The sequence below is a fragment of the Calothrix sp. PCC 6303 genome (assembly GCF_000317435.1).
In the GTDB taxonomy this organism is placed as follows: domain Bacteria; phylum Cyanobacteriota; class Cyanobacteriia; order Cyanobacteriales; family Nostocaceae; genus PCC-6303.
Window position 1 is genome coordinate 2,265,162 of record NC_019751.1, and the last position, 22,752, is coordinate 2,287,913.

Annotated in this window: 15 protein-coding genes; 4 read left to right on the plus strand and 11 right to left on the minus strand. The window is 40.6% G+C overall.

The features are described from left to right. Positions 1-2: 2 nt before the first annotated feature. From CAL6303_RS09250 to CAL6303_RS09270, 5 genes are all read right to left on the minus strand, one after another. Positions 3-944, minus strand: coding sequence for an Hpr(Ser) kinase/phosphatase (locus CAL6303_RS09250; RefSeq protein ID WP_015197583.1), 942 nt, complete (start codon positions 942-944; stop codon positions 3-5). 220 nt (positions 945-1,164) lie between these two features. Continuing rightward, complete coding sequence (locus tag CAL6303_RS09255; protein ID WP_015197584.1) at positions 1,165-1,362, minus strand: lasso peptide; 198 nt, start codon at positions 1,360-1,362, stop codon at positions 1,165-1,167. A 92-nt stretch (positions 1,363-1,454) separates the two neighbouring features. Continuing rightward, a complete protein-coding gene (locus CAL6303_RS09260; RefSeq protein ID WP_015197585.1) occupies positions 1,455-3,482 on the minus strand; it encodes a lasso peptide isopeptide bond-forming cyclase in 2,028 nt (675 codons plus the stop codon). A 122-nt stretch (positions 3,483-3,604) separates the two neighbouring features. After that, a complete protein-coding gene (locus CAL6303_RS09265; RefSeq protein WP_015197586.1) occupies positions 3,605-3,910 on the minus strand; it encodes a PqqD family protein in 306 nt (101 codons plus the stop codon). A 1,068-nt stretch (positions 3,911-4,978) separates the two neighbouring features. Further along, positions 4,979-5,641, minus strand: a complete 663-nt coding sequence (locus tag CAL6303_RS09270; RefSeq protein ID WP_015197587.1) for an SDR family oxidoreductase — start codon at positions 5,639-5,641, stop codon at positions 4,979-4,981. 176 nt (positions 5,642-5,817) lie between these two features. Between CAL6303_RS09270 and CAL6303_RS09275 the strand changes: the two genes are divergently transcribed. Continuing rightward, a complete protein-coding gene (locus CAL6303_RS09275; RefSeq protein WP_015197588.1) occupies positions 5,818-6,498 on the plus strand; it encodes a DUF1997 domain-containing protein in 681 nt (226 codons plus the stop codon). Between the two features lie 132 nt (positions 6,499-6,630). On the opposite strand, the gene CAL6303_RS09280 is transcribed toward CAL6303_RS09275, so the two are convergent. Then, positions 6,631-7,101, minus strand: coding sequence for a DUF4079 domain-containing protein (locus CAL6303_RS09280; RefSeq protein ID WP_015197589.1), 471 nt, complete (start codon positions 7,099-7,101; stop codon positions 6,631-6,633). A 182-nt stretch (positions 7,102-7,283) separates the two neighbouring features. Between CAL6303_RS09280 and CAL6303_RS09285 the strand changes: the two genes are divergently transcribed. Further along, positions 7,284-8,588 (plus strand): ankyrin repeat domain-containing protein, encoded by a 1,305-nt coding sequence (locus CAL6303_RS09285; RefSeq protein ID WP_015197590.1) that lies wholly within the window; start codon positions 7,284-7,286, stop codon positions 8,586-8,588. A 124-nt stretch (positions 8,589-8,712) separates the two neighbouring features. On the opposite strand, the gene CAL6303_RS09290 is transcribed toward CAL6303_RS09285, so the two are convergent. Beyond that, positions 8,713-12,774: a tetratricopeptide repeat protein gene (locus CAL6303_RS09290; RefSeq protein ID WP_144051022.1), complete on the minus strand. Its 4,062-nt coding sequence runs from the start codon at positions 12,772-12,774 to the stop codon at positions 8,713-8,715. Positions 12,775-13,133: 359 nt separating this feature from the next. Next, entirely contained in the window at positions 13,134-13,802 is a 669-nt protein-coding gene (locus CAL6303_RS09295; protein ID WP_015197592.1) for a hypothetical protein, read from the minus strand. A gap of 590 nt (positions 13,803-14,392) precedes the next feature. Here CAL6303_RS09295 and dnaX point away from each other — a divergent pair. Further along, a complete protein-coding gene (gene dnaX / locus CAL6303_RS09300; RefSeq protein ID WP_015197593.1) occupies positions 14,393-17,332 on the plus strand; it encodes a DNA polymerase III subunit gamma/tau in 2,940 nt (979 codons plus the stop codon). Between the two features lie 142 nt (positions 17,333-17,474). On the opposite strand, the gene CAL6303_RS09305 is transcribed toward dnaX, so the two are convergent. After that, positions 17,475-18,047 (minus strand): DUF981 family protein, encoded by a 573-nt coding sequence (locus tag CAL6303_RS09305; RefSeq protein ID WP_015197594.1) that lies wholly within the window; start codon positions 18,045-18,047, stop codon positions 17,475-17,477. A 443-nt stretch (positions 18,048-18,490) separates the two neighbouring features. Here CAL6303_RS09305 and CAL6303_RS09310 point away from each other — a divergent pair, with 443 nt between their 5' ends. Beyond that, complete coding sequence (locus CAL6303_RS09310; protein ID WP_015197595.1) at positions 18,491-20,125, plus strand: fasciclin domain-containing protein; 1,635 nt, start codon at positions 18,491-18,493, stop codon at positions 20,123-20,125. Between the two features lie 124 nt (positions 20,126-20,249). Here CAL6303_RS09310 and CAL6303_RS09315 read toward each other — a convergent pair whose 3' ends face one another. Further along, on the minus strand, positions 20,250-21,665 hold the full coding sequence (locus CAL6303_RS09315; protein ID WP_015197596.1) for a glycosyltransferase: 1,416 nt from the start codon (positions 21,663-21,665) through the stop codon (positions 20,250-20,252). Then, positions 21,619-22,593, minus strand: a complete 975-nt coding sequence (locus CAL6303_RS09320) for a radical SAM protein (protein ID WP_015197597.1) — start codon at positions 22,591-22,593, stop codon at positions 21,619-21,621. The genes CAL6303_RS09315 and CAL6303_RS09320 overlap by 47 nt, the downstream gene beginning before the upstream one ends. Between the last annotated feature and the right edge of the window lie 159 nt (positions 22,594-22,752).

Here is a 22,752-nt window from a genome sequence, read left to right on the forward strand (position 1 = left end):
GCCTAAACTTTTAAAGCATTTGTTTCAATATTTTTGTTTTGGAGTAAATCTTCTTCTATGAGTTTCACCAAATCAGGAAGTGCAGCGAGTGAATGTTGTCTCTTTAAGCGAGAAATAGGCACTTTTTTAATTAGTTCGGTACATTGTCTTAAATGAGAACTAACGAAATCCTCATTTGTCAATACATTTGTAACTCGTGAATGACGCAGCATTTCAACAAAAGCCTCTTGAGGTTGGATAGGCTCAATTTGATTATGCGATCGCCCAATATTCTCCAGCACGTAAACTCGCTTCAGTGGCAAAGGCTTTTCGGGAAAGCCTTGGGTGAGGATATTATTTCGCTTCAGTGCTCCGGTATGAATAAAATCTAATTTTTCAAACTCATAGCCCAAAGATGCCGCAGAATCAGGCAAAAGTCTTACATAGGGGTAGCCTGGAAAGGTAATTACATCTTTGGCTCCAACCTGAATTGCCATCACATCATCGGTGAGCAAACTATATCCTTGGTTGTAGAAAGCATTCGCCAAGGTTGACTTACCCCATCCTGAATAACCCAAGAATGCAACAGCCCCATTGTCAATAACAACGCAACTAGCATGTAGAGCTAATAACCCTCGCTGCCGAAGGAGGATTGCAAAAATTGGTCCTAAAATAAGAGGGTGCAGAATGTCTTCTTCAATTCCTGGAGTGGGTTCAACAACAATCTGCTGCCCAAACTCTACCAAGAACCTACATACTTGAGCCGTACCATCTTCGATTATTCCTAAAAAGCAGTTTTCTCCGTTGGCAGATTCAGCTTCCAAATCGCTGATTTGGCGGAGGGAAATCACCACATCTGGTAACTTTAGTTTCTCAATCGTCTCTGGTATTGCTTCAGAAGAAATAAGTTCAGGGAAAGGTATCTGAGAGTGAACACAAAGATTATAAGCAGTATAAATAAACACTGTATATTGACCTTTCGGTAAGTTATGATTTAGCTGTGGAAATACTACTGAATGAGATTACCGAGATCTCAAAAACTCAAGGAAGGGGCTGCGGATATTCACAGCCATTGGCTTACGAAAGCCTACCTCCATAAAGTTCTATAACATTACAGTCGAGAGTGTCTTGAGTAATGTTTACTCACAATGCTGTAGGTAGCTGTCCCTACAGCATTCTGAAACTCTAGTTCAGATTTGCACCTTTGCATCTTGAATCGTTTTTAGGAAAGATGCAAGCATCTAGGGAGCCACCATTACCAGGAACAGTACCTTGTACTGTTCCAAAAAGTAAGTCACTTGTTTTGTTGGCAAGGTTGGCTTGGGTAACTTGACTTACATTACCGTGATTGATTAGTCTTGGTGAGCTGTATGCTGTTTTCATTGTTGGAGTCCTTTGTTTTGTAAGGTGTTTTTTGGTAGATGCACCTTTTTTAATATCAAGACATATAGTAGATCAATATAGTTTTTGGTGATTCACACTATTTTCAGAGAATGACGCAGCCAAAGAGTTAGCATAGCTACCTGCCAAATAGATACATCTAACCCACCTTCGAGGATCTGAGTTTTGTTAGAAGCTAGCAATTCTCTATAATCCTCATGGAGAACTTTGACATCAATATATTCAGCCATGCTATTTAACTTATTTTCCATCACTTCCTCTAGAAGTTGGCGATCGTGCTCTAGTAATCCATGCACAAAACTAGCACTCATACTGGATTTTCCGTAACGCCACTGCACTGGCTGGGGAAGAATATTTTCCATGGCACGCCGCATGACATAGCGAGACCATCCCTGCTGCAATTTCTGCTCTGGAGGAAGAGATAAACAGAACTCAATCAGTCGTTTATCCATAAATGGGTGACGAGCTTCAAGGGAGAATGCTGCTGCATATCGATCCAGAATTTCTAATCCTTGGGTTAATATACCTGCGTTTAGACCTTGCCAGTGACTTTCCCTTGTTTTGAGTAGTTGACTTCCAGATAGAGTGATAGAACTCTGAATACGCTTTTTGAGACCTATAAGTTGGGCGAAGCGACGGTTAACAATCGAACTGTCATCCCTTTTTGGTTGACTATGTCCGCGTAATTTTCGCCAAGCCTTGAGTATGGACTCAGGTAGCAGAGGTTTGATGCCGTACTGAAAGAAAAGCGATCGCCTTGAAATCTGAAAGATCAGGGAAACTTGATGGATGAGCGCAATCGCCCTAATCCATCGCCAGCGTCTCACTAAGTCTTCCAAGTATGGTAGACCATAATATCGCAGAATATTTCTGAACGAAGCACCACTAAGTTGATGCAACGCAGTAATTTCTTCTCTAAGAGTTGACCATTCTTCCCGAAGCATTAATTCACTGAAATAGCCATGACCGTGGGATATTGTATTATCACCATCAAAGCCATCCAGTATAATCCGAACTCCTTCCTGTTTTGTAGCTTCATTCAGTTCCCATGCCAAAAAATGCGTAGGACCAGAAACAGCTTCATCATTGTATTGAAATATTTGCTCAATATCTGATAGAGGACCTATACGATCACCATCCACATAGTGAGGAATTATATCTCCCTGTTCAAGAACAGCTTCAATAAAAGGGCGCTCGTCACATTCAGGAACAGCATTGAAAATATTCGAGAATGTATGCAATAAAGGTTTCTTCTCTCCTACAAGTAACTGTCGTGCTACGCAAGTAACTGAAGAAGAATCTAAACCACCACTCAGATGAGAACCTATTGGGAAAGCACTACGGAGACGACAGCGTACTGCTTCGGTAAATATTTCTCGTAACTTATCAGCATATTCCTCATCAGAATTTAGTTGTAGTTCATAGTTGGGATCGAGTTTCCAGTAACAACCAATTTTCAAGCCTTTACCACTGACAGTTAAATAACTAGCAGGTGGAAGCCGAAAAATACCCTGATAAAAAGTGTTGACTTTATCTTGCAGTAACGAAGCTAAATAATCACCAACTTTGGTTTCGTTGAGTTTTCGGGGAACTTCCGGCAAACACAAAATTGCTTTAATCTCGCTACCAAAAACAAAAACGTTATCTGATGCATAGTAATAAAATGGTTTCACACCCATGTGATCGCGGACACAAAATAGCTTCTGTTCCCTTGCATCCCAAATCGCAAAAGCAAAGTCCCCAAGTAGATGCTGTGGGCAATCTTCACCCCATTCCTGATATGCAGCCAAAATCAAATCAGTATCAGTAACCTTCTCTGGTGGACAGTTATTCAACTGCAATCTTGACAGCAGTTCCTCACGATTATCTATGCGACAATCAGATGTAATAACCAAATTCCCATCCTCACTGACCATAGGTAGTTTCTCCAGTAGTGACTCTGGTGTAGTCCACAGCATCCGGTGTCCCAAACCTACAGACTCCGAACACCAAATATCTGCACCATCAGGTCCGCGATGGGCAAGTTTATCAACCATCTGCTGAATATTTTCAGGGTCAACAATTTGACCATTGGGATAGTAAATTCCGATAATTCCGCTCATAGTCGATTACTTGGGTTTAGCTAAGAGTCTGCAAATCTGAGCGCATGATTCAATTAGAGATGAATCTAAAGCGCATCTATAATCTATCTCCCACATCAACGGAGAGATGAGGCTGAAAAATTTTAAACGCTTGCAGTTGTTTTGACTTCAACTAAGTCCTGCGCTGCCAAATCTTCTAGTAGTTGACGCAGATCGCGATCGCATTCTTCAACCGACACCTCATATTCCGTTAACACAGCATCCCGAATCTCTTCAAAATTTCGAGGTTGCTGAATCAGTTTCCACACGGTTGTTCCAACTTGATTTAACCCGTGATACACACCTGACTTAAGGTTGAGAATTACTGTTTCATCCACTAAATCAGATGAAATTTGATTTTGACTGGCTACGACTGTGGAATTATCCAATAAATGACGATCTAGTAACATTTTATCCTCCGCTCTGTGATTCAGTGCGGTAGAAGCCCCAAATACCTGATTAAAGTTTTAATGAATCGTTGATGTGAGAAGCTACTCTCACTAATTTTGTTTTGAATTTTGCTGTCAGTAACTTGCTTAATATATTTCGTAATTATTAAGACAAATGACTCTGTCAGTGGCAGTATACATTCATGTTAAACAAATGGATCACTATATCCTCAGTACATGCAGATTAGAATCGGTATTTAGGTTGTTTAATCATTCGGTTATCGCTAGATACGAATTATTGTGCAACATTGTATACAAATTAAAACCCTCGTGTATATACTGATTTTGTTAACTCGTACTGTTAATAAATAACATGTAGTTTAAATCACTGCTACAAAAACATAGCTTCTTCACATAATTTTTGAAATGCTTCACAGCTTGTTAAAGTCTATGTAAAGTATCCTGAGCCTACAAGTATATACTGAATTATGTTTGTTTAATATCAAAACTTTATAAGGTTTCACCTAGATATCAGTAATTGTACATGTATTTAGACCTGTTTAAGAAGGAAAATTCTTCGTAGATTTAATTTCTAGTATCATTTCGATCTATAAAACAAAGGTCTTTGCTAACTCATAACGAATTAGTGAAGACCTCTATTGTAAAGACTTAGAGATGCCACCACTATCCTCTATGCATTTATCTGAGGATATCTACCAAATAAGCCGACTCTGCTTAATATTTGAACAATTGACAAGGATATAATCACGGACAAAGACAGTGCTTTGTGAAGAATATTTAAGGTTAAAGTGAATTTAATACTATCTACATAGTGACGTTTCCAAAATTCAAACTTCTACTTTCCAGTGCTATTTTCAGCAGGATTGAATCAATATCAATATTCAATCATCAAGCTGATAAATGCTTTTTGACAGTCTATTTTTATTGCATTAGTTTCCGATAGCTGACAAAAGCAGCCCGTGAAGGACTCATGGAAGACGTAGAATGAGTAAATTTATACCCATGTCAATATCTTAGTGTTGCGGGCATCTTGCCCGCGTCTTATATCAAAATTAGATGCGTCGCAGGTTAACCCTTGACTCCAGCGAATAATTCTGCAAAATTTTGGGGTGCAACTTCTGGTTTAGCGATTATTTCCACGACTTTGTTCCGTGCTGAAGTTTCAAATAACGCTTCGACGCAAACTTTAGCAACCTTTTGTCGAGGTATACTACCATCAAATAGGGTGTCGGCATTTTCCATGATAATTACATCGTCGTTGTCTTCATTTTTTAGCCCTCCTGGTCTGACAATGGTATATGTTAAACCGCTATTCTGGATATATTCCTCAGCTTGTTTTTTCCAAACCAGAATTAACCAAAATAGATTCAGGGGGTGAAATAGCTGTGAAACACACAGGGAGGAAACTAAAATAAAGTGTTCAATTCCTTTAGCTTTGGCTGCATTAACCAAATTTTTGGTACCTTCTAAATCGACTTTGTAGGGTCCTGTTGGGTCTAAACTGGGTTTTGCACCTGCGGCACAGATAACTACGGTACTATCACCAAGGGCAGATATTAAGGTTTCGGGTGATAAAACGTCACCTTCTATTAACTCCACTCCAGCGGGTAATATTTCTCTAGCTTTGGTGATATCTCTAACAAATGCGCGCACGGGAATTTGCCGTATCATCAGTTCTTGGACGATGCGACGACCTGTTTCTCCTGTTGCACCGGCGACAAAAGCTTTCATAATTAACGCTATCCTAAGAAACTAAACATGTTTTTTTCCATTCTCTATTGTATAGATTCTATGAATTTAGGAACATCCGCTTAAGGTTTTGGTAAAAATGGAATTTGAGTATGAAACCTTGTATCCAGGAATGGGAACTATTTATTTAAGTAGATAAAAATATAGGAACGCAGCTTATGATTTCAAAAGATCAAGATTATCAAGCAGTAGAAATGACAAGGGAAGGGGTCTTATCTGTGACTTCTAGTCTGATTGATGCTGAAGAAATGATTTTAGATACTAATTCGGCAGCGATAAACAAATTTTATACTCATCATAGCGATCGCATGGCTATGGAAGCCCCTGCAAATGTTGTCGCTGACTATCTCAATAGTCATAAAACTTGGTTTTCCCGTTGTGCTGAACCAATGAAGGTGCAACCTTTAGGGGAAAATGGTTATGCTTTGGTAATTGGCAGATTTGGTGCTTTTAACTATGAGGTTGAACCCCAAATCGGCTTAGAACTCTTACCTTCGGATGCTGGAGTCTATCGCATTCGTACAATCCCCACTCCCGACTATACTCCTCCCGGCTACGATGTTGATTATCGTGCTTCCCTACATTTGGTGGAGACTACTGCTGATGATTTTAATTCTCAAATGCTAACGCATGTGGAATGGGAATTAGATTTAACAGTGCATATTCATTTTCCGAAGTTTATTCAACGTTTACCAAAATCTCTGATTCAGTCTACAGGCGATCGCTTACTCAATCAAATCGTGCGTCAGGTTTCCCGTCGTCTGACTCGCAAAGTCCAAGAAGATTTTCACAGTTCCATAGGTGTGCCTTTTTCATGTAAACGTAAAAATGTCAAGTAGTATGCAAAAAAATCAGTTATCAGTAATAGATGCGTAGCGGATAACCACAGGCTACATTTACCCACATCAATCAAATCACTGATAACTGTTCACTGTTCACTGATCACTGTTCACTGATTACTGATAACTGATTTAAGCTTTACTCAAGATGCGCTGCACAATTTGCACACCAGTAAAAGCTTGCCATGTAAAAAATCCCAGCAAAGTGAAATTAATTAAAATGTGGGTTGTTCTTGCCCAATTTGCCCCTTTCTGCATGTAGGGAGATAGCGCTGCCGAGAGGGCAATTAAGCTTGTCATTGCTAATCCAACTATGAGATGAGGTCCAAAAAACAATTTACCGTTATTAATGTATGTGACAGCCATCCCTCCGATAGAACCTGCCACCATTAAACCCAGGAGAATTGAACCCATCTGGAAATGACGGTTATTGAACTTACCCTTAATTAATTCCTTTTTTTCATCACCTGTAGCACTACGAGTACGTTGAACTTGTAAACCCAAGTAAGCTGCGTAAAGCGAAAGCAGCAATAAACCCCACATCATCACTGGGTGAAAGAAATTTAGTGCGTATTTTACCGATGGAGATAATTCCAAATTCATCGTGTTTCCCCTCAATCTTAAATCTTCATAAAAATTAGCATAACTTTTTTTACAACTTTCGCAGATGATTTAGTTCCAAATCCTGTGAAAATAAGGATACGAGAGTTTTGGAAAACCCTACCTAGTTGGGTCAGAAATACCTCATCTGACTTAGTGAACATTGCACAGCCCATCGAACCTAAATGACTTCAAATCAAGATACATTGCTACTTTTGGCGGCGCAAAGTGGCGATATCAAAAAAGTGCGATCGCTTTTAGCCATTGATGCCGATGCTAGCGTATGCGATCGCACTGGAACATCAGCACTGATGTATGCTGCTAATTATGGCTATGTAGAAATTGTGCGATCGCTAATTGATGCCAAAGCTGATATTAACTATCGTCGTCAACGTTTCGGTTTAACGGCTTTGATGTTGGCAACAGCAGCCAAACAATTGGATGTTGTCAAATTGATAATTGAAAAAGGTGCAAATGTCAATATCAAAAATGAAGATGGTAGTACAGCCCTGATGGCGGCTGTCACAAAGGGTAATATTGATCTTGTAAATACCCTACTGGCTGCGGGTGCCGATGTGGATATTCGAGATCATGATGACGACACAGCCTTAAAAATTGCCATCAAACAGGAATATATTCCCATAGTTGAGGCAATTATCAACGCTGGTGCCGATATAAATAGTCAAGATGAATCAGGAGAAACAGTTCTCATGTTAGCTGCTGATTTAGGTAAAGTCGAAATCATCGAAATTTTATTGGCAGCAGGGGCAGATGTAACACTACAAAATATTCATGGTGATACAGCACTTTTAGCAGCAGCAGCTTCTGAACATAGTGGCACAGGTTTGGTAGGTGAAGCGATCGCATCTTTAATTATTGCCTCTGGTGCCGACGTTAATCACCAAGATAAAGACGGAGAAACAGCTTTACATATCGCTACCGTGGAAGGTTTTGTTGATGTTGTTGAAGTCCTACTCAAGCGAGGTGCCAATGTCGAAATCAAAAATCGTCTTGGTGATACTCCCCTATTAGTCGCTTCTCTCCAAGGACACAGCCAAATCGTTACAGCCTTACTGCTTCATGGTGCTAATGTCAATATCAGCAATGCCGGAGAAAATCCCCTCACCTTAGCCATTAATCAACCAGACTCAGATACCATCAAATCTTTACTGGAATTTGGCGCTAATCCCAATAGCCAAACCCAAGATGGTAAAACCGTCCTACTTAAAGCCGCTGAACGTGGTTTCAGCCAAATTATAGAAATGCTAGTTGCTAAAGGTGCTGATGTTAACTTCCAAGATGCCATGGGGGCAACACCTTTGATGTGGGCAGCATCACGGGATGATAGTAAATCTTTACAAACATTACTAACAGCTGGAGCCAACACAAACACAAAAAATAAAGGAGGTTACACAGCCTTGATGTTAGCAGAGTTTAATCACCATCAAAAGATTATCGAAATCCTGAAGACATTTGGTGCTAGTGAGTAGTTTATTTTTATTTTGACGGTTGTGTACAGATCCATAATTCCGTAGAGACGTAGCAATGCTACGTCTCTACAACCGTCATTTTTATCTTGATAGACTACTACTGCCTACTGCCCACTGCCTTATCCTAATTCCAACTTCCAGAGATCTTGAATGTAGCCCAATAGTAGGGATGACTGTAGAGTTTGCTATCTGGAGGAAGATTGTGATTTTTATCTAGTTGGCTGGTAACGTGGGCATAGGAATACTTAGTTTTAGTTTCTCTGGAAGATATTGGATCAAGTAAGAGTTGATACCATTGTTTTAATTCGCTGATGGTAAGTTCTTTTAACCATTTTGTGGCTTCATCTAGGGCAATGCTGGGGGTTTTGCCAGCTTGGAGTCGGCGATAAAATTCAATGATGATTAGGGCTGTAGCGTTGGGTTCTGGATGCCATTGGTAGCAAAGAACATGGCTGACTCCTATTGTCAATAGGACATTGGCAACATCAATATATTCTGTGGGGATAAATTTATTTTCATTAATTAGATTTTGACTACCTGAGAGAATAAAAAGTTGACAGTTTGCCAGAGAATTTTGGCAAATTTCTGCTAGATTCAGATTCTCTTCACCTAAAATCAGTTGGGATGCTTGGGGGTGGTTTAAATAATTTATTGTTTCTCCAGTAAAATGGTAGATATTCAGGTTATTTGCTAAAGCGGATTTGCAGGTGTATTTTACTGCTTGATTTCCTGGAATTCTTTGGCAATTATTAAATATTTTGGGGATGATTTCTAGTTCTAAATTAGCAGGTATTGCAGCAGGTTCAATACTAACTAAACTTTGTTTATTGGTAATTAACGAGGATTGATTTAGTAGTGATAAACCAATATCAACATTAGGTAAATAACTAATTGGGCAAGTTACCTGAAATTCAGAGTTTTCTGTTTCCTGGGGAGATTGAATTTGAAATAAAGCATGAATAGGAAAACGACATAAATCCCGGTGAGGAATCAAGATTAATTGCTCAATTCCTTCTAATTCATGCTCAATTGCGGAGATATTCAGAATTTCTCGCAGATTTACTAATCTTTGTTCCATTCCTGCATACCAAGAATGCTGATTGAAGCTTTCTTGATAATTGGGGGTATCAGTAAGCTGTTGGTGGTGAAAATCCCATTCTGTAATCCAGTCTTCCAATGAAACTAATCGCTCAACTACTTCAGGAACTGGATATTCGTTAGCACCTTCAACATTAAATACAGGTGTAAACACGAGTATTGGTTCTGGATGGCTGAACTTGATTACAAAACTCCGAAGTCCGCAGGGGGTTATAAACCAATAAGCGATCGCTGTTTTGGGATTTAATAGTTTTTGGATGCTATGGTATTGAGGTGTGGAGATTGGTTGATTGCTATCCCACAGCATTAATTCCCAGCATTGATTCCGGCTGTATTCAGCAAATTCTAAAGCTTCTACCAAATCCCCAGACTGTGCAGCAACATCAACTGCCAGTTGTCCTAAACCAATAAATCTCAGGTGTAAATCTCTTTTTTCCCTATCGCTGCGGTGGGGTTGATTAATTAATGTTTGCAGAAGATTATTTGCACAGATATGGAATTGTTGTGCTTGTTTAACATCACCAAAGCCTAAAAGTACAACAATTATGCTTTGTAATACTTCCAAATTCAGTTCGGGAAAACTTTCTGGAGTTAGGGTTTCCAGCGCTTTATTGTAGGATTCTATCGCTTTTGACCAATCATCGTGAATAAATGAGTAGCGGCGACCTCTTTGGTAATAACTATCACCTAATCCTAAGTATAAACGCCCAATTCCTTCAGGGTATGTATTGGAATTGACGTAATAAACTGATTCGGCATAGGTAGCCAGTTTCCCATCTAAACCACGACTATTGAGGTAGGGATTTTCGGCAACAATGGCACTGTAGGAAGCTAAGTAGGAGTCGAAAGTGGTTGATTTGGCGGCAGTATTAGCCCTTGCCAGCCAAGCTTCCCAGTAATCAGATTGAATTTGCAGCGCATAATCATAGGAGAGGATAGCAGCTTCCAGTTCTCCCTGTGAGGCGAGTAATACGCCTCGATTATACCAAGCTGTGTGGAAATTAGGCTCGATATTGAGGGCGCAATCGTAGGATGCGATCGCTTCTTGAGTTTCTCCTAGTTTTTCCCAAGCTATCGCCTGATTAAACCACGCTAAATAAAGATTTGGTTCAATTTCTAAGGCTTTATTCCAAGAAACGATTGCTTCGTACCACTGTTGGAGATGTGCTTGAATTACACCTCTATCAATCCAAACTGCATGGAGGCTAGGATTGAGTTCCAAGGCATTATCATAGGAAGCGATCGCTTGTTGGTATTGTCCTGATTTTTCGAGGGCATTTCCGCGTAAATACCAAAGTTCATGATTACCTGGTTGGGATTTGAGGGCTTTTTGGAAGGAAATTACCGCATCTTCCCAACGCTGGAGATGTAACTGTGATAAGCCCCGTTGATGCCAAATTATACTTTGCTCTGGTTGAATTTCAATTGCTTCATCAAAGGAAGTCACTGCTTCGGCATATTGTTGATTTTCTGCCAAGGCAACACCGCGATGGTACCAGTTTTCTGGGTCGTAGGGTTGTAATCGGGTGGTTTGATCGTAACTATAAATCGCTTCGGGAATTTTACCCAGCTTTAATAATGCTAAACTGCGACCCGACCAAGCTTCATTTGCTTCTGGATGAATTTCAATCACTTTATCAAAAGAAGCGATCGCATCATCATAGCGTCCCTGTTCAGCCAGAATCACAGCGCGATTTAACCAAGCTTTGTAATAATCTGGTTTGACAACAATGGATTTTTCGTAAGAGGCGATCGCTTCTTTGATGTAACCTAGATGGAACAACGCCAAACCACGATTAAACCAATATTCGTAGGCATCAGGAGTGATACTAATTGCCGTATCATAAGATGCGATCGCCCCATTTAAATCACCAAATTTTGCCTGCTTCAAAGCCTGATAAAACCAAGCTTGCGCCCTACCAATGGCACTGGGGTGGGGAGGTGCATCAATAAAAACCTGTGCAGTATTATTAACAGGAATTGATGTGAGTCTTTCTACCAAACTCCCACTATGCTGTAACCTAATCCACAACTCATCTAAGCTGACTAAAGTGGCAGCTTCACCTGACCTTTGTAGCAATTTATCCCAATTCACCGCCGCCGGGGTTGGAGGTGGTGTAGCAATTTCTACCTGGTCTTGCCATGCCAACTCACCCAAATCATTGATTACTTCAACATCGCTGCCAAGTTCTTCTAATTTTGGTGCGGCTGATATTTCTGTAATTGCAGGCTGGAATTCTCCAACTTCTTGCAGTTCATCATCTTCAATTACATCCCCTGCTACCCACAATTCCTCTCCATATTCCCGAATTAAATTGTGTCCTGGAGTCTCCAAAGCATAATCTAAATCAGTTGCAGCGATTTCTGGATTAACAAATTCAATATAATCAACACCACTTTGGAACCCATCATCTACTGATGCTTCCCTGACTTCGCTTCCCCATAAAGCTTCCCCATACTCCCTTAACAATTCTTGCCCAGGGGAATTTTCAACCGTTGCGGGTATTTCCTCAACTGAGGAATCATTAGATTCACTGTCGTGATTCGTGTAGACATCTTCTGCCCTATCATCCTCTGGAAATGGCAACATAGCGGCACTAGAATCTACATCAGTTGTGGTGACATCCTGCCAATAGGCAGCTTCCGAATTCCGCGTCAGCAAACGCATACCAATTTCTAAAGCCGAATCACCAACCACGCCAATTTCTAACTCACCCAACTGCACCATCCGAAACGCCAACTCATCATTAGGTACAGGTGACCCCAATAAGCGATCGCCAAAAAACTGTAACCATTCTAACCAACGCTGATTATTAACCCGATGTTCGATTCGTTGCAGGTAACTAAGTGCCCACTGTTGCCCTCGTGCTTGCTGCACACCCTCCAAAAGTTGGGTAAACAAAAATTCCAGATCAGCATTTGTCAGCGCAGGGGGCGATGGTATCGCCGTTTTCGCTGCCGCTGACTGATTAAACCGAACATTTTTGCTCCCAAATAGGCGTTGAAAGCAATGTTTAAGCCACTTGACTAGCCGACTGAGCATTTGCAACACACTCGGATAACGTTTCTCATTGATTGTAGCGGTCACACAGCGTGCCGCTGGTAGTTGAGCCTGCCAGAACTACGAATATCGCATTAGCAAACCAGAGATTTTTGCTTGATTAGCAAATCATTTGATACTCTAAAATTTTCAGTATGTCAATCAACACCCGGATAATTTTTGAGAAGCAAAAGATACCATAACACTCATATTGTCCTTCGCGCTATATTCTTGCGTACAACACTAAAAACTACAAGTCAATTCAGTACAATTGGAGAAGGAAAAAAGAAGAAGAGTGAATTCTGCAAGTAGCAAGCTACAGACAAGGCAGCTTTTGGGATCATCCGACTCCCAAAACTGCTGCCCCAACTCAAAACTGGTGACATAGCAACTGTCAAACAACTTTTCTATTCCTCCACTATAGAAGTATCAGTCACTTCGCTAGCAGCTTCATGTTGAGCAATTAAAGCTTGAATAATTACGTCTGGATCATCAGTTTCAATTCCCACCTGCTGGGCAACAAGTTGCCGTAAGTTATCATCCTGCTGCATCAATGTCAACAATTGATCGAGGGTAATAGTTTGAAATTCACCATCTGGAGAAGCTTCAACTTCTTCTGTAGTCACCGGAATTTCATTATTTGGCTCTACATCTGGTCCTTGATACTCAATGATTGGATCAGGTTGATTACGTGCTAAAAGTTGCATCCCAATATCATGGGCAAGATCACCCACTTCACCAATTTGTAATTCTCCCAACTCCAATAAGCGGGAAGACATTTCATTATTAGGTGCAGGTGAAGCTAATAGCTTATTCCCAAACTGCTTCAACCATTTTACCCAACGCTCAGTCGAAACTCGGTGTTCAATATTTTGTAACCATTTTAACGCCCAAGCTTGCCCCCGCGATTGATGAACACCTGCCAATAACTCAATAAATAAAGACTCCAAATCACTATCATCTAAAGGTGGAGGTGCTTTCCGTTCGATGTTCGCTGTGGGTTTGACTGACTTAGATTTGCCCCCAAACAAACTTTGAAAAAAATCCTTAACCCATTGAACTATCCGCTTGAACATCTACCCGCACCCTCACAAGTTGGTGTTTACCATAAAATTGTAGCTATGTGCTGTACTTATGAGATTAATTAGCCCAGGAAAATCTATTGTCAAATTAAGATTTGATGATTATTCGTGCAAATAGTGGCTTTTTAATTTATTATTTAGTACATTAGTATTAAAATCCGAGCAAAAAAATTAAGTAAATAAAATTCAGTCTTCACATCCCCGGCTTCTTAAAGAAGTTGGGGATCTATAACCAATTGAAAAATCCCAGGGATATTTGACTTTCCGCAGATCCATTGGAAATCAGGGTTTTAGAAGCTTCAGAAGTGATATTTTCAGCATTCTACCCAAAAATCATCATTTCTTGCTGCGTCTTGACTTCCCAACAATGTGAAAACTAAAGGCACATTGATCTATAAAATATTGAAGCATCTTTCGTAGGAAAATATTTTCTTCAGATGATTTGGCATCTACCTGTAGTGGCAACATTCACGAAGTCAGAGGAAACCTACCCTTGACAGGGCAAATTCTTTCTGATGACCCCTGCTTCGATTTAACACTTATATTATTTACTTCTTTAAACTCAGTATTCAACTGTTGTCGCAATGTCCTACGAACCCCTACACCACAAGTATCGCCCGAAAAGTTTTGCCGAGTTGGTGGGGCAAGAAGCGATCGCAACAACTCTCACAAATGCCATCAACACCGCCAAAATTGCCCCAGCTTACCTGTTTACAGGACCAAGAGGTACAGGTAAGACATCTAGCGCTCGTATCCTGGCTAAATCCTTAAATTGCCTCAAAAGTCCTATCCCTACAGCTTCACCATGCGGAGTATGTGACGTTTGTCAAGGTATTTCAAAAGGTTATGCAGTTGACATCATCGAAATCGATGCAGCGAGTAATACGGGTGTCGATAATATTCGAGAAATCATTGATCGGGCGCAATTTGCCCCCATCCAATGCCGCTATAAGGTGTATGTGATTGATGAATGCCTAACTGGAGACTCACTAGTTTTGACAAGTGAAGGATTTGTGAGGATTGACGATGCTAAAATTGTCGGCAAAAAAGCCCTAAGTTACAACGATTTCACAGGAGACTGGGAATATAAAAAAGTTGTTCGCTGGTTTAATCAAGGTCATCGGCAAACTTTGGCGATTAAAACAACCAATGGGGAAATTCGCTGCACTGGCAACCACTTAATTAGGACTGATGCAGGGTGGATACAAGCAAAAGACGTAAAAGAAGGAATGAGGATACTATCCCCTGCGAATGCGGTTGCGGAACCCTCATTTACAAATATGGTGTCGATGGGCGCATCCGGAAATTTGTCAGAGGACACCAGTTCAAACGTAATACCTACGGACAAAAAACATACAACCTCGAAGAAATTCTGGAACAAGCTGAACAACTTCGTCCCCTTTGTGCTTGCGGATGCGAAGAAAAGCTTAATATCCCAAAATTTTTGCAGCAAAAAGGCAAAACTTACTACTACATCCACATGGGAGCTAATACTACCCGAAAATGGATCTCAGAACTCAAACAGTTCTCTATTTCCTCAATGGAATACAAATTTGGAGAAGGTCGAATCTGTCCACCTCGCTGGGGTTGAACGAGTTTATGATATAGAAGTTGAAGACAATCATAATTTTGTGGCAAATGGGCTTTTAGTTCATAACTGTCACATGTTAAGTACCCAGGCGTTTAATGCGTTACTAAAAACACTGGAGGAACCACCGAAACATGTTGTTTTCGTTTTAGCGACAACTGATCCACAAAGGGTATTACCAACAATTATTTCCCGTTGTCAAAGGTTTGATTTTCGTCGGATTCCTTTAGATGCGATGATTGACCATTTGGGTGATATTTCGGATAAAGAAGGTATCGAAATTACCGATGAAGCCCTAACTTTAGTGGCACAATTATCCCAAGGTGGATTAAGGGATGCCGAGAGTTTATTAGATCAATTAAGTTTGTTACCTACCATGGTGACACCTGAACGTGTATGGGATTTAGTAGGTTTAGTTAGCGAACGAGATCTATTTATTTTACTGGATGCGATCGCATCCGACAACGCGGAGACTTTAATCGACTGTACCCGCAAAATTTTAGACAGGGGACGAGAACCTTTAATAGTTCTCCAAAACCTCGCAGGTTTCTACCGCGACTTACTTATTGCCAAAACTGCCCCCAAACGTCACGATTTGGTAGCTTGTACCCAAGAAACCTGGGATGATTTAGTATATTTTGCCAAAAGTCTACATATATCAACAATTTTGGCAGGACAACAAATCCTGAGAAGTGCTGAAGTCCAACTCAAAAACACAACTCAACCACGTCTCTGGTTAGAAGTCACTTTACTTGGTTTACTTCCATCAGCCCAACAACCATTAACTACAGTATCAGCACCTACCGGGTTTTCCCCTCCTAGTAATGCCCCTGCTGCATCTCCTCCCAGTAATATCCCTGTCGCATCCCCTCCTAGTAATATCCCTGCTGCATCCCCTCCCAGTAATGTCCCTGTCGCATCTCCTCCCAGTAATGTCCCTGTCGCGTCTCCTCCCAGTAATGTCCCTGTCGCATCCCAACCAGTCACAGATGATGAACAGCAAGACTTAAACCAAACTTGGCAACAGGTACTTAACTTTGTTGAACAGATACCCAGCCGTTCATTATTGCGCCAGATGTGTCACATCATCCAAATTAACGACACATCTGTACGCTTAGGAGTAATTCAAACTTGGATGAAGCGAGTTCAAGGGGAATTACCAATTCTCAACGCTGCTTTTAAAGCCGCATTTAATCGAGAAATTACAATCGAGTTAGAACTTGTAGGTTCCCAAAACCCTTCCAAGGCGAGTAGAAACAATCCCAAAAGTGCTTCTACTCGCCCAGCAAACCCACCAAGCCAAAACCCACCAGCATCTACCAACGGTAATGGGACAACTCAAAACCCACCACCATCTACCAGCGATAATGGGGAAATTCAAAACCCACCACCATCTACCAACGGTAATGGGGCAACTCAAAACCCACCAACATCTGCCAACGGTAGCAACGGCTACGAGTATATTAATGGGAATGGGAATGGTACTAGCCAAACTTCACCACCAAGTAACGGCAATGGCACAAACTCAATTTCATCAGCCTCAACCAATGGCAATAATGGGAATGGTTACACAAATGGCAATGGAAATGGTATTAGCCAAATTCCACCAGCATCAAATAATAGTAGTAGCAGTAGTAACGGCTATGGAAATGGGTACACAAATGGCAATGGAAAAACCCAAACTCCAGCAGATTTTAGCAAACCCACAAATATCCCGAAATCTGAACCTTCAGTAGTAGCTAAATCATCCGAAATATTAATTCCTTCCACTCCAACAGAAAAACATCCAGAAGCCGATAGAGTCATCGATGCTGCTAAACGTTTAGCTGAGTTTTTCTATGGGGAAGTTGTTAAATACTCTGAAAATATGGAAGAATCAATTGACTCTTCTGTATCTTCAGAATATACAGATGATTTTGAAGTGGATAATGATTAGTACGTGAAGGCAGAAGTAAGAAGACAGAAGGAAAAAAGCTTATTTTATAAGCTTTTTGTCACTTTAGAATGGTTGGTTCATTTCCGCCGTACTGTATTAGTGGCAGGCAACCTAAACTACATCTGGTAACTGATAACTGAATTTACCGCATTGGTAGGGGAACCCATTTTCCAAAACTTTCTAAATGACCCCAGTAAGCTAGATAACCAGTAATTGCCCAAATTAAAGCTGCTACTACCAATACACCAACACCAATTAAACGCCAAGCACGATTTGCTTTCAAATAGAGTGTTGGTGCGGCACAAATACCAGCTAATCCTGTCAAAATAAAACCAATTCCTGATAATACAGGTTGTTTTGTTAATCCTAAATTGAGAATACGAACACCAATAACGACAGAAACAATTCCTGCAAAGAATGCATAAATTGCTAATGTTGTCAACTCCCAACCCTGCGCTAATGCGATCGCACTCCCAACAAACAGCACTCCAAATAAAACGGAAGTTTCCCCGAAGGCTATATTAAAGCTACCGATTACGGGCCATGTGAAAATCATATGTAATCCGGTCGTTAATGCGATGGCACCGACAACTCCAAAGCCTGGAATCCACTTTTGTTGACGAGGACTATCAATTCCTTCATATACGTAGTATGCCAATAACAGTAAGCCAGCTACCATATTAATCAACATCAGTGTGATGTAATCGATAAACATTATTCACCTCTGGTATATCTTTGGTTTGAAGACACTCTAATAATAAGTTTTTAATTATACTTCTTAAACGTAATTGCAGGGTTTTAGAGAAAACTAAGAAATCAATTATCCTCTGGGATGCTCAGATTAATCTTTATTCAATGAATTATGTATTCCCATACTATTCGTCTAATAGTCATCTAGTTATTTGTAAATATATCTTTAGATGGAGATGACATGTATACGAAATATATTTGTATAGATAGAGGTTTTTGCTGCGAAAAAACGCTAAAAATTAGCTGTAACTGAATTTTTTTTCCAAATTTAACTCGAAAAATCAAGATTGACTTTTGTGCCTAATGGTGTTTAATTCAATAAAAATAAATATAGGAGTTTTTCGATGCTTAAGAATTGGCTAACGAAGCCAAGTTATATCAAAACAATTGTTTTTAGGAGAATTCTTTATGTTTAGTTTCCTTCGTCGCTTATCAAAAAAAGCTGCTCTATTTTCTTTGGGATTAACATTTGCTGCAATCAGTCCCTTAGCACTTACTGTTTCTGTTTCCGCTCAAGAAACACCTCCCGTTACAACTCCATCACCAACTACATCACCAACAGCAACTAGCTTTACTGATGTTTCAGCAGATTACTGGGCAAATCCATTCATTCAAGCATTAGCCCAAAGGAATATTATTGCAGGCTTTGGCGATCGCACATTCAAACCAGAGCAAGCTGTAACTAGGGCTGAATTTGCGGCAATGATTCAAAAAGCTTTCAACCAAAATTCAGTTAGACAACTACCCCAAGGTGGATTTAGCGACGTACCTGCTAATTACTGGGCAGCTGCTGCAATTCAGGAAGCTTACGAAACTGGATTCATGTCTGGATATCCCCAAAATAGATTTCAGCCAAATCAAAGAATTATTAAAGTTGATGCAATTGTCTCACTAGGTAGCGGCTTAGGCTTAACTGGTGGTGATATTAATTCTTTGAGTACTTACTTTACCGATGCTAGTGGGATTCCTAGCTATGCAACAGATAGAGTAGCAGCAGCAACCACTGCCAATGTAATTGTTAACTATCCGGATGTGAAAGTTCTGAATCCAACAACACCTCTAACAAGGGCAGAAGCGGCAGCACATTTGTATCAAGCTTTGGTAAGACTTGGGCAAGTACAACCCCTTGCAAGCAATGTTCCCGCAGCTAGCTATATTGTGGCTGGAACACCTCCCCAAGACACTGGTTCAACTCCAACACCCAGTAATTCCTTCAATACTTTAACTTCTTTAATCCAGGCAGCAGGTTTAGAATCAACCCTACAACAGGGACAATACACTATCTTTGCTCCCACTGATGCTGCTTTTGCTGCGTTACCTCCAGAAACTTTACAACGGTTACAGCAACCTGAAAATAAAGCAACTTTAGCTCGAATTTTACAGTACCACGTTGTGCCAGGACAGTTAACAGCTAGTCAGTTAACAACAGGAGAACTGCAAACAGTAGAGAAAAAAGCAGTAAATGTTCAAGTCAGTAATAATCAAATTACGGTTAATAACGCTCAAGTCATCCAAGCAGATATTCAAGCTAATAATGGTGTAATTCACGCAATTAACCAAGTTTTGATTCCACCCGATGTTAGTTTAGATGGACAAAGCCCAACTGACCCTGCTGTGACTCCTGGTAGAGCAACCCGTGGTGGTAGAAGTTATCTTGGTGTTGCGGGTAATATTGGCTTAGGTGGTGATACTGGACTTGCTGAGGGTAGCTTTGCTGTAATTAGTAAAATTGGCTTAACAAATAATTTTTCAGCCAGACCATCAGTAGTAATTAATGATGATACTGTTGTCTTAGTTCCCCTAACTTTTGACTTTGTACCACAGGCTGCGAATCCTACAGGCGATCGCGTGTTTTCTATATCCCCTTATATAGGTGCAGGTGTGGCAATCGAAACTAGCAATGATTCCGATATCGGTTTACTGCTAACAGGTGGTGTTGATGTACCTTTAGGTAATCGGTTTACAATTAATGGTGCAGTAAATGCGGCGTTCCTGGGTTCAACTGATGTGGGATTGATGTTAGGGGTTGGGTTTAATTTCTAACTTAATGATGTTGGTGATTGATTGAATACCAATGAATACCAATTAATTAAGAGAGACGTTCCGGTGGAACGTCTCTACAAGGGTTTTTATTATTAGTCTGACTCAAAAAATTTGAATTAACTAATCAATTTCCTGCTTCCAAACCTTTATGCACAGTCTTTATCCAGCGAAAACGTTTCGGACGTACTGACATCCTAATGGTGACGCTAGCAATCACAACTAACCAATGTGCCATGTAGATTGTGCCGCGCAGAGTTTGGAGAAGGATTTCTAAATATGAGGATAAAGTGGAATCTTTATCTTGCCGCGCTCGCTTCAAACCGATGAACATGCCTGTCATGGAAACACTAATAGCGACGCTGGTTAATGGTGCCAAAATAGGTGGACGATGGCGAATTAATGCCATCAAAAAGTCTGGTAGTGCAGCGGTAGGAACCAAGTATTGAATCAGCAAAAATATCAACATGTCCCAACTTTTGCGGGTACCCATACGATTCCTGAGTAATAAATCCCAGTAATCTATATAACGTTGATATCCTCCTTCAACCCAGCGGTTACGTTGGTGCCATAGTGCGATCGCACTTGTGACTCCTTCTTCTTCTACCGCTGGCTGGAACACGCATTCAATGTCCCATTTGTCAATATGTAAGCGAAAGGATAAATCCAGATCGTCGGTAATGGTTTCTTCATTCCAACCACCGCAGCTTCTAAGGGCTTTACGGCGGACAAATTGACCATTTCCCCGCAGTTCTGGTGTTCCGGCAATAGCACCTCGTTGACATTGCAAATAGGTATCTAACGCCATTTCTGCTGCTTGACCCTTTGTCCAGAAGTTTGTTTCTGTGTTAGCGATCGCTTTCCGCACCTGTACCGCTCCCACTCGTTCTTTAGCGAACAAAGGTACTACCTGTGTTAGTAAATCGTGGGGAACTTGGGCATCGGCATCAAATACGGCGATAATTTCACCCTTAGAAAGGGATAATACCTGATTTAACGCGCCAGATTTACCCCCCGTTGCATCAGGCGATCGTTGAAACACTCTCAATTGACAATATTCTTTACTTAATCCAGCCAATATTTCGGGCGTTCTGTCTGTACTGTTATCATCAACAATCCAAACTTCATAACGTCCTCTTGGGTAATCTAAATTACAAAGATTTTTTACTAAATTACTGATTACAATTTCTTCATTTTTTGCTGCTACTAAAATCGACACTAAAGGAAAATAATCTTGACTTATTTGCGGAACTTGTTTGGATTCAGCAAAAACTAGACTCATAGCCTGAAAGCCAATCACCAATGCCATTGCTATCACTAACAAACTACCCCAGGAAACCAGATGTAGTGTAATAGTACAAATCCACACCATCGCCAAGAGTAAAGCCGCTTTTGGTCTGCGATTTTTAAATCGGGAGGGAAGAGACACAGACGGAGATGTCTCCTCCAAAAACTCATCATCTGCCACCAATTCCGACAGTAACGAGTCTAGCGGCTCAAACTCGTTGTAAGAATCGTTTTCGGGCCAGGAATTCGCTGGCATAGGTTACTTGATTTAACCACCAATATTTGTCAACACCCATAAAGAAGCTGGGGATCAGATAACACCAAACGGTGCAACCTTCACAAACCTTGAGTTTACCTTGAGATTGGCGATATTCTTCAACTATCTCCGATTCACGATAAAGCTCATATAATCGCCCATCAATGGGAACCCCAGTTTGGGCGAAATGGTAGCAAGGCAGCAACAACTCATCATTAGGAGAAATTGCAATTACAGCATCCACCGCTTTGCAACGGGGATTTTCCGTATCATTACCACCAGCTTCAATAAAAGCCAATGCAGCCCTATTGTAACCGACATTCTTGTATTTCTTCGCAGCGGCTTCAATTGCCTCTACCATTTCTGGTGTGGGATTTTTGTTGGAGTTGTAGTTGTCATAAGCTGTAAAAGCTGGATTCAGCCAGACTCTGACTCCCAATTCTTTGCCTAATTCGCCAACTTCATCGATGCGGCGAAAATTTTGTGCCGTGACAGTGTGATTGAGTACGGGAAACTCTCCCAGGGATTTGGCAAGTTTGACAGATTCCACCAAGGTATCAAAAATTTTCACACCCCGTGATTGATCGTGGGTTTCTGCATCTCCACCATCTAAGGAGAAGTTGAGGAAATCAACTAAACCTTGAATTTCTTTGGCTTTTCGGGGGTAGAGAATCGTGTTGGTTGTGATACTGGTATAAAATCCTTGGCGTTTTGCTTCTGTATAAATCTCTCCCACATCCTCACGGAGTAAGGGTTCGCCACCTGTAAAATCTACATACTTCACGCCCAAACGGCGCAAATCGCTCAAATTATGCTTAATTGTCTCAAATGTAGCTTCTTTCCCTGGTTCTAATGTCCAAATGTTACAAAAATGACAACGGGCATTACAACGGTAAGTTAAATAGTAGTTTGCAACCAGTGGAGCCATATTTTTGAATTTATAGTCTTTGTGTTCCTTCAGACATCTTTTAACTTAGCTGATAAAGAGGCAACATTATCATAAGTAATTAAATGATTTTTGCCATCTTATAACTAATAGTTTCCTATAAACGAGTAAAAAGTGGGTAGTTTTTGGGCGTAAATACTG

Excerpts from the sequence above, each read along its gene's own strand:
- CAL6303_RS09280 (WP_015197589.1), bottom strand. The coding sequence starts at position 7,101 with ATGAATTTGGAATTATCTCCATCGGTAAAATACGCACTAAATTTCTTT.
- CAL6303_RS09295 (WP_015197592.1), bottom strand. The coding sequence starts at position 13,802 with ATGTTCAAGCGGATAGTTCAATGGGTTAAGGATTTTTTTCAAAGTTTG.
- CAL6303_RS09270 (WP_015197587.1), bottom strand. The coding sequence starts at position 5,641 with ATGAAAGCTTTTGTCGCCGGTGCAACAGGAGAAACAGGTCGTCGCATC.
- CAL6303_RS09285 (WP_015197590.1), top strand. The coding sequence starts at position 7,284 with ATGACTTCAAATCAAGATACATTGCTACTTTTGGCGGCGCAAAGTGGC.
- CAL6303_RS09320 (WP_015197597.1), bottom strand. The coding sequence starts at position 22,593 with ATGGCTCCACTGGTTGCAAACTACTATTTAACTTACCGTTGTAATGCC.
- CAL6303_RS09275 (WP_015197588.1), top strand. The coding sequence starts at position 5,818 with ATGATTTCAAAAGATCAAGATTATCAAGCAGTAGAAATGACAAGGGAA.
- CAL6303_RS09255 (WP_015197584.1), bottom strand. The coding sequence starts at position 1,362 with ATGAAAACAGCATACAGCTCACCAAGACTAATCAATCACGGTAATGTA.
- CAL6303_RS09305 (WP_015197594.1), bottom strand. The coding sequence starts at position 18,047 with ATGTTTATCGATTACATCACACTGATGTTGATTAATATGGTAGCTGGC.
- CAL6303_RS09310 (WP_015197595.1), top strand. The coding sequence starts at position 18,491 with ATGTTTAGTTTCCTTCGTCGCTTATCAAAAAAAGCTGCTCTATTTTCT.
- CAL6303_RS09265 (WP_015197586.1), bottom strand. The coding sequence starts at position 3,910 with ATGTTACTAGATCGTCATTTATTGGATAATTCCACAGTCGTAGCCAGT.
- CAL6303_RS09315 (WP_015197596.1), bottom strand. The coding sequence starts at position 21,665 with ATGCCAGCGAATTCCTGGCCCGAAAACGATTCTTACAACGAGTTTGAG.
- CAL6303_RS09260 (WP_015197585.1), bottom strand. The coding sequence starts at position 3,482 with ATGAGCGGAATTATCGGAATTTACTATCCCAATGGTCAAATTGTTGAC.
- dnaX (WP_015197593.1), top strand. The coding sequence starts at position 14,393 with ATGTCCTACGAACCCCTACACCACAAGTATCGCCCGAAAAGTTTTGCC.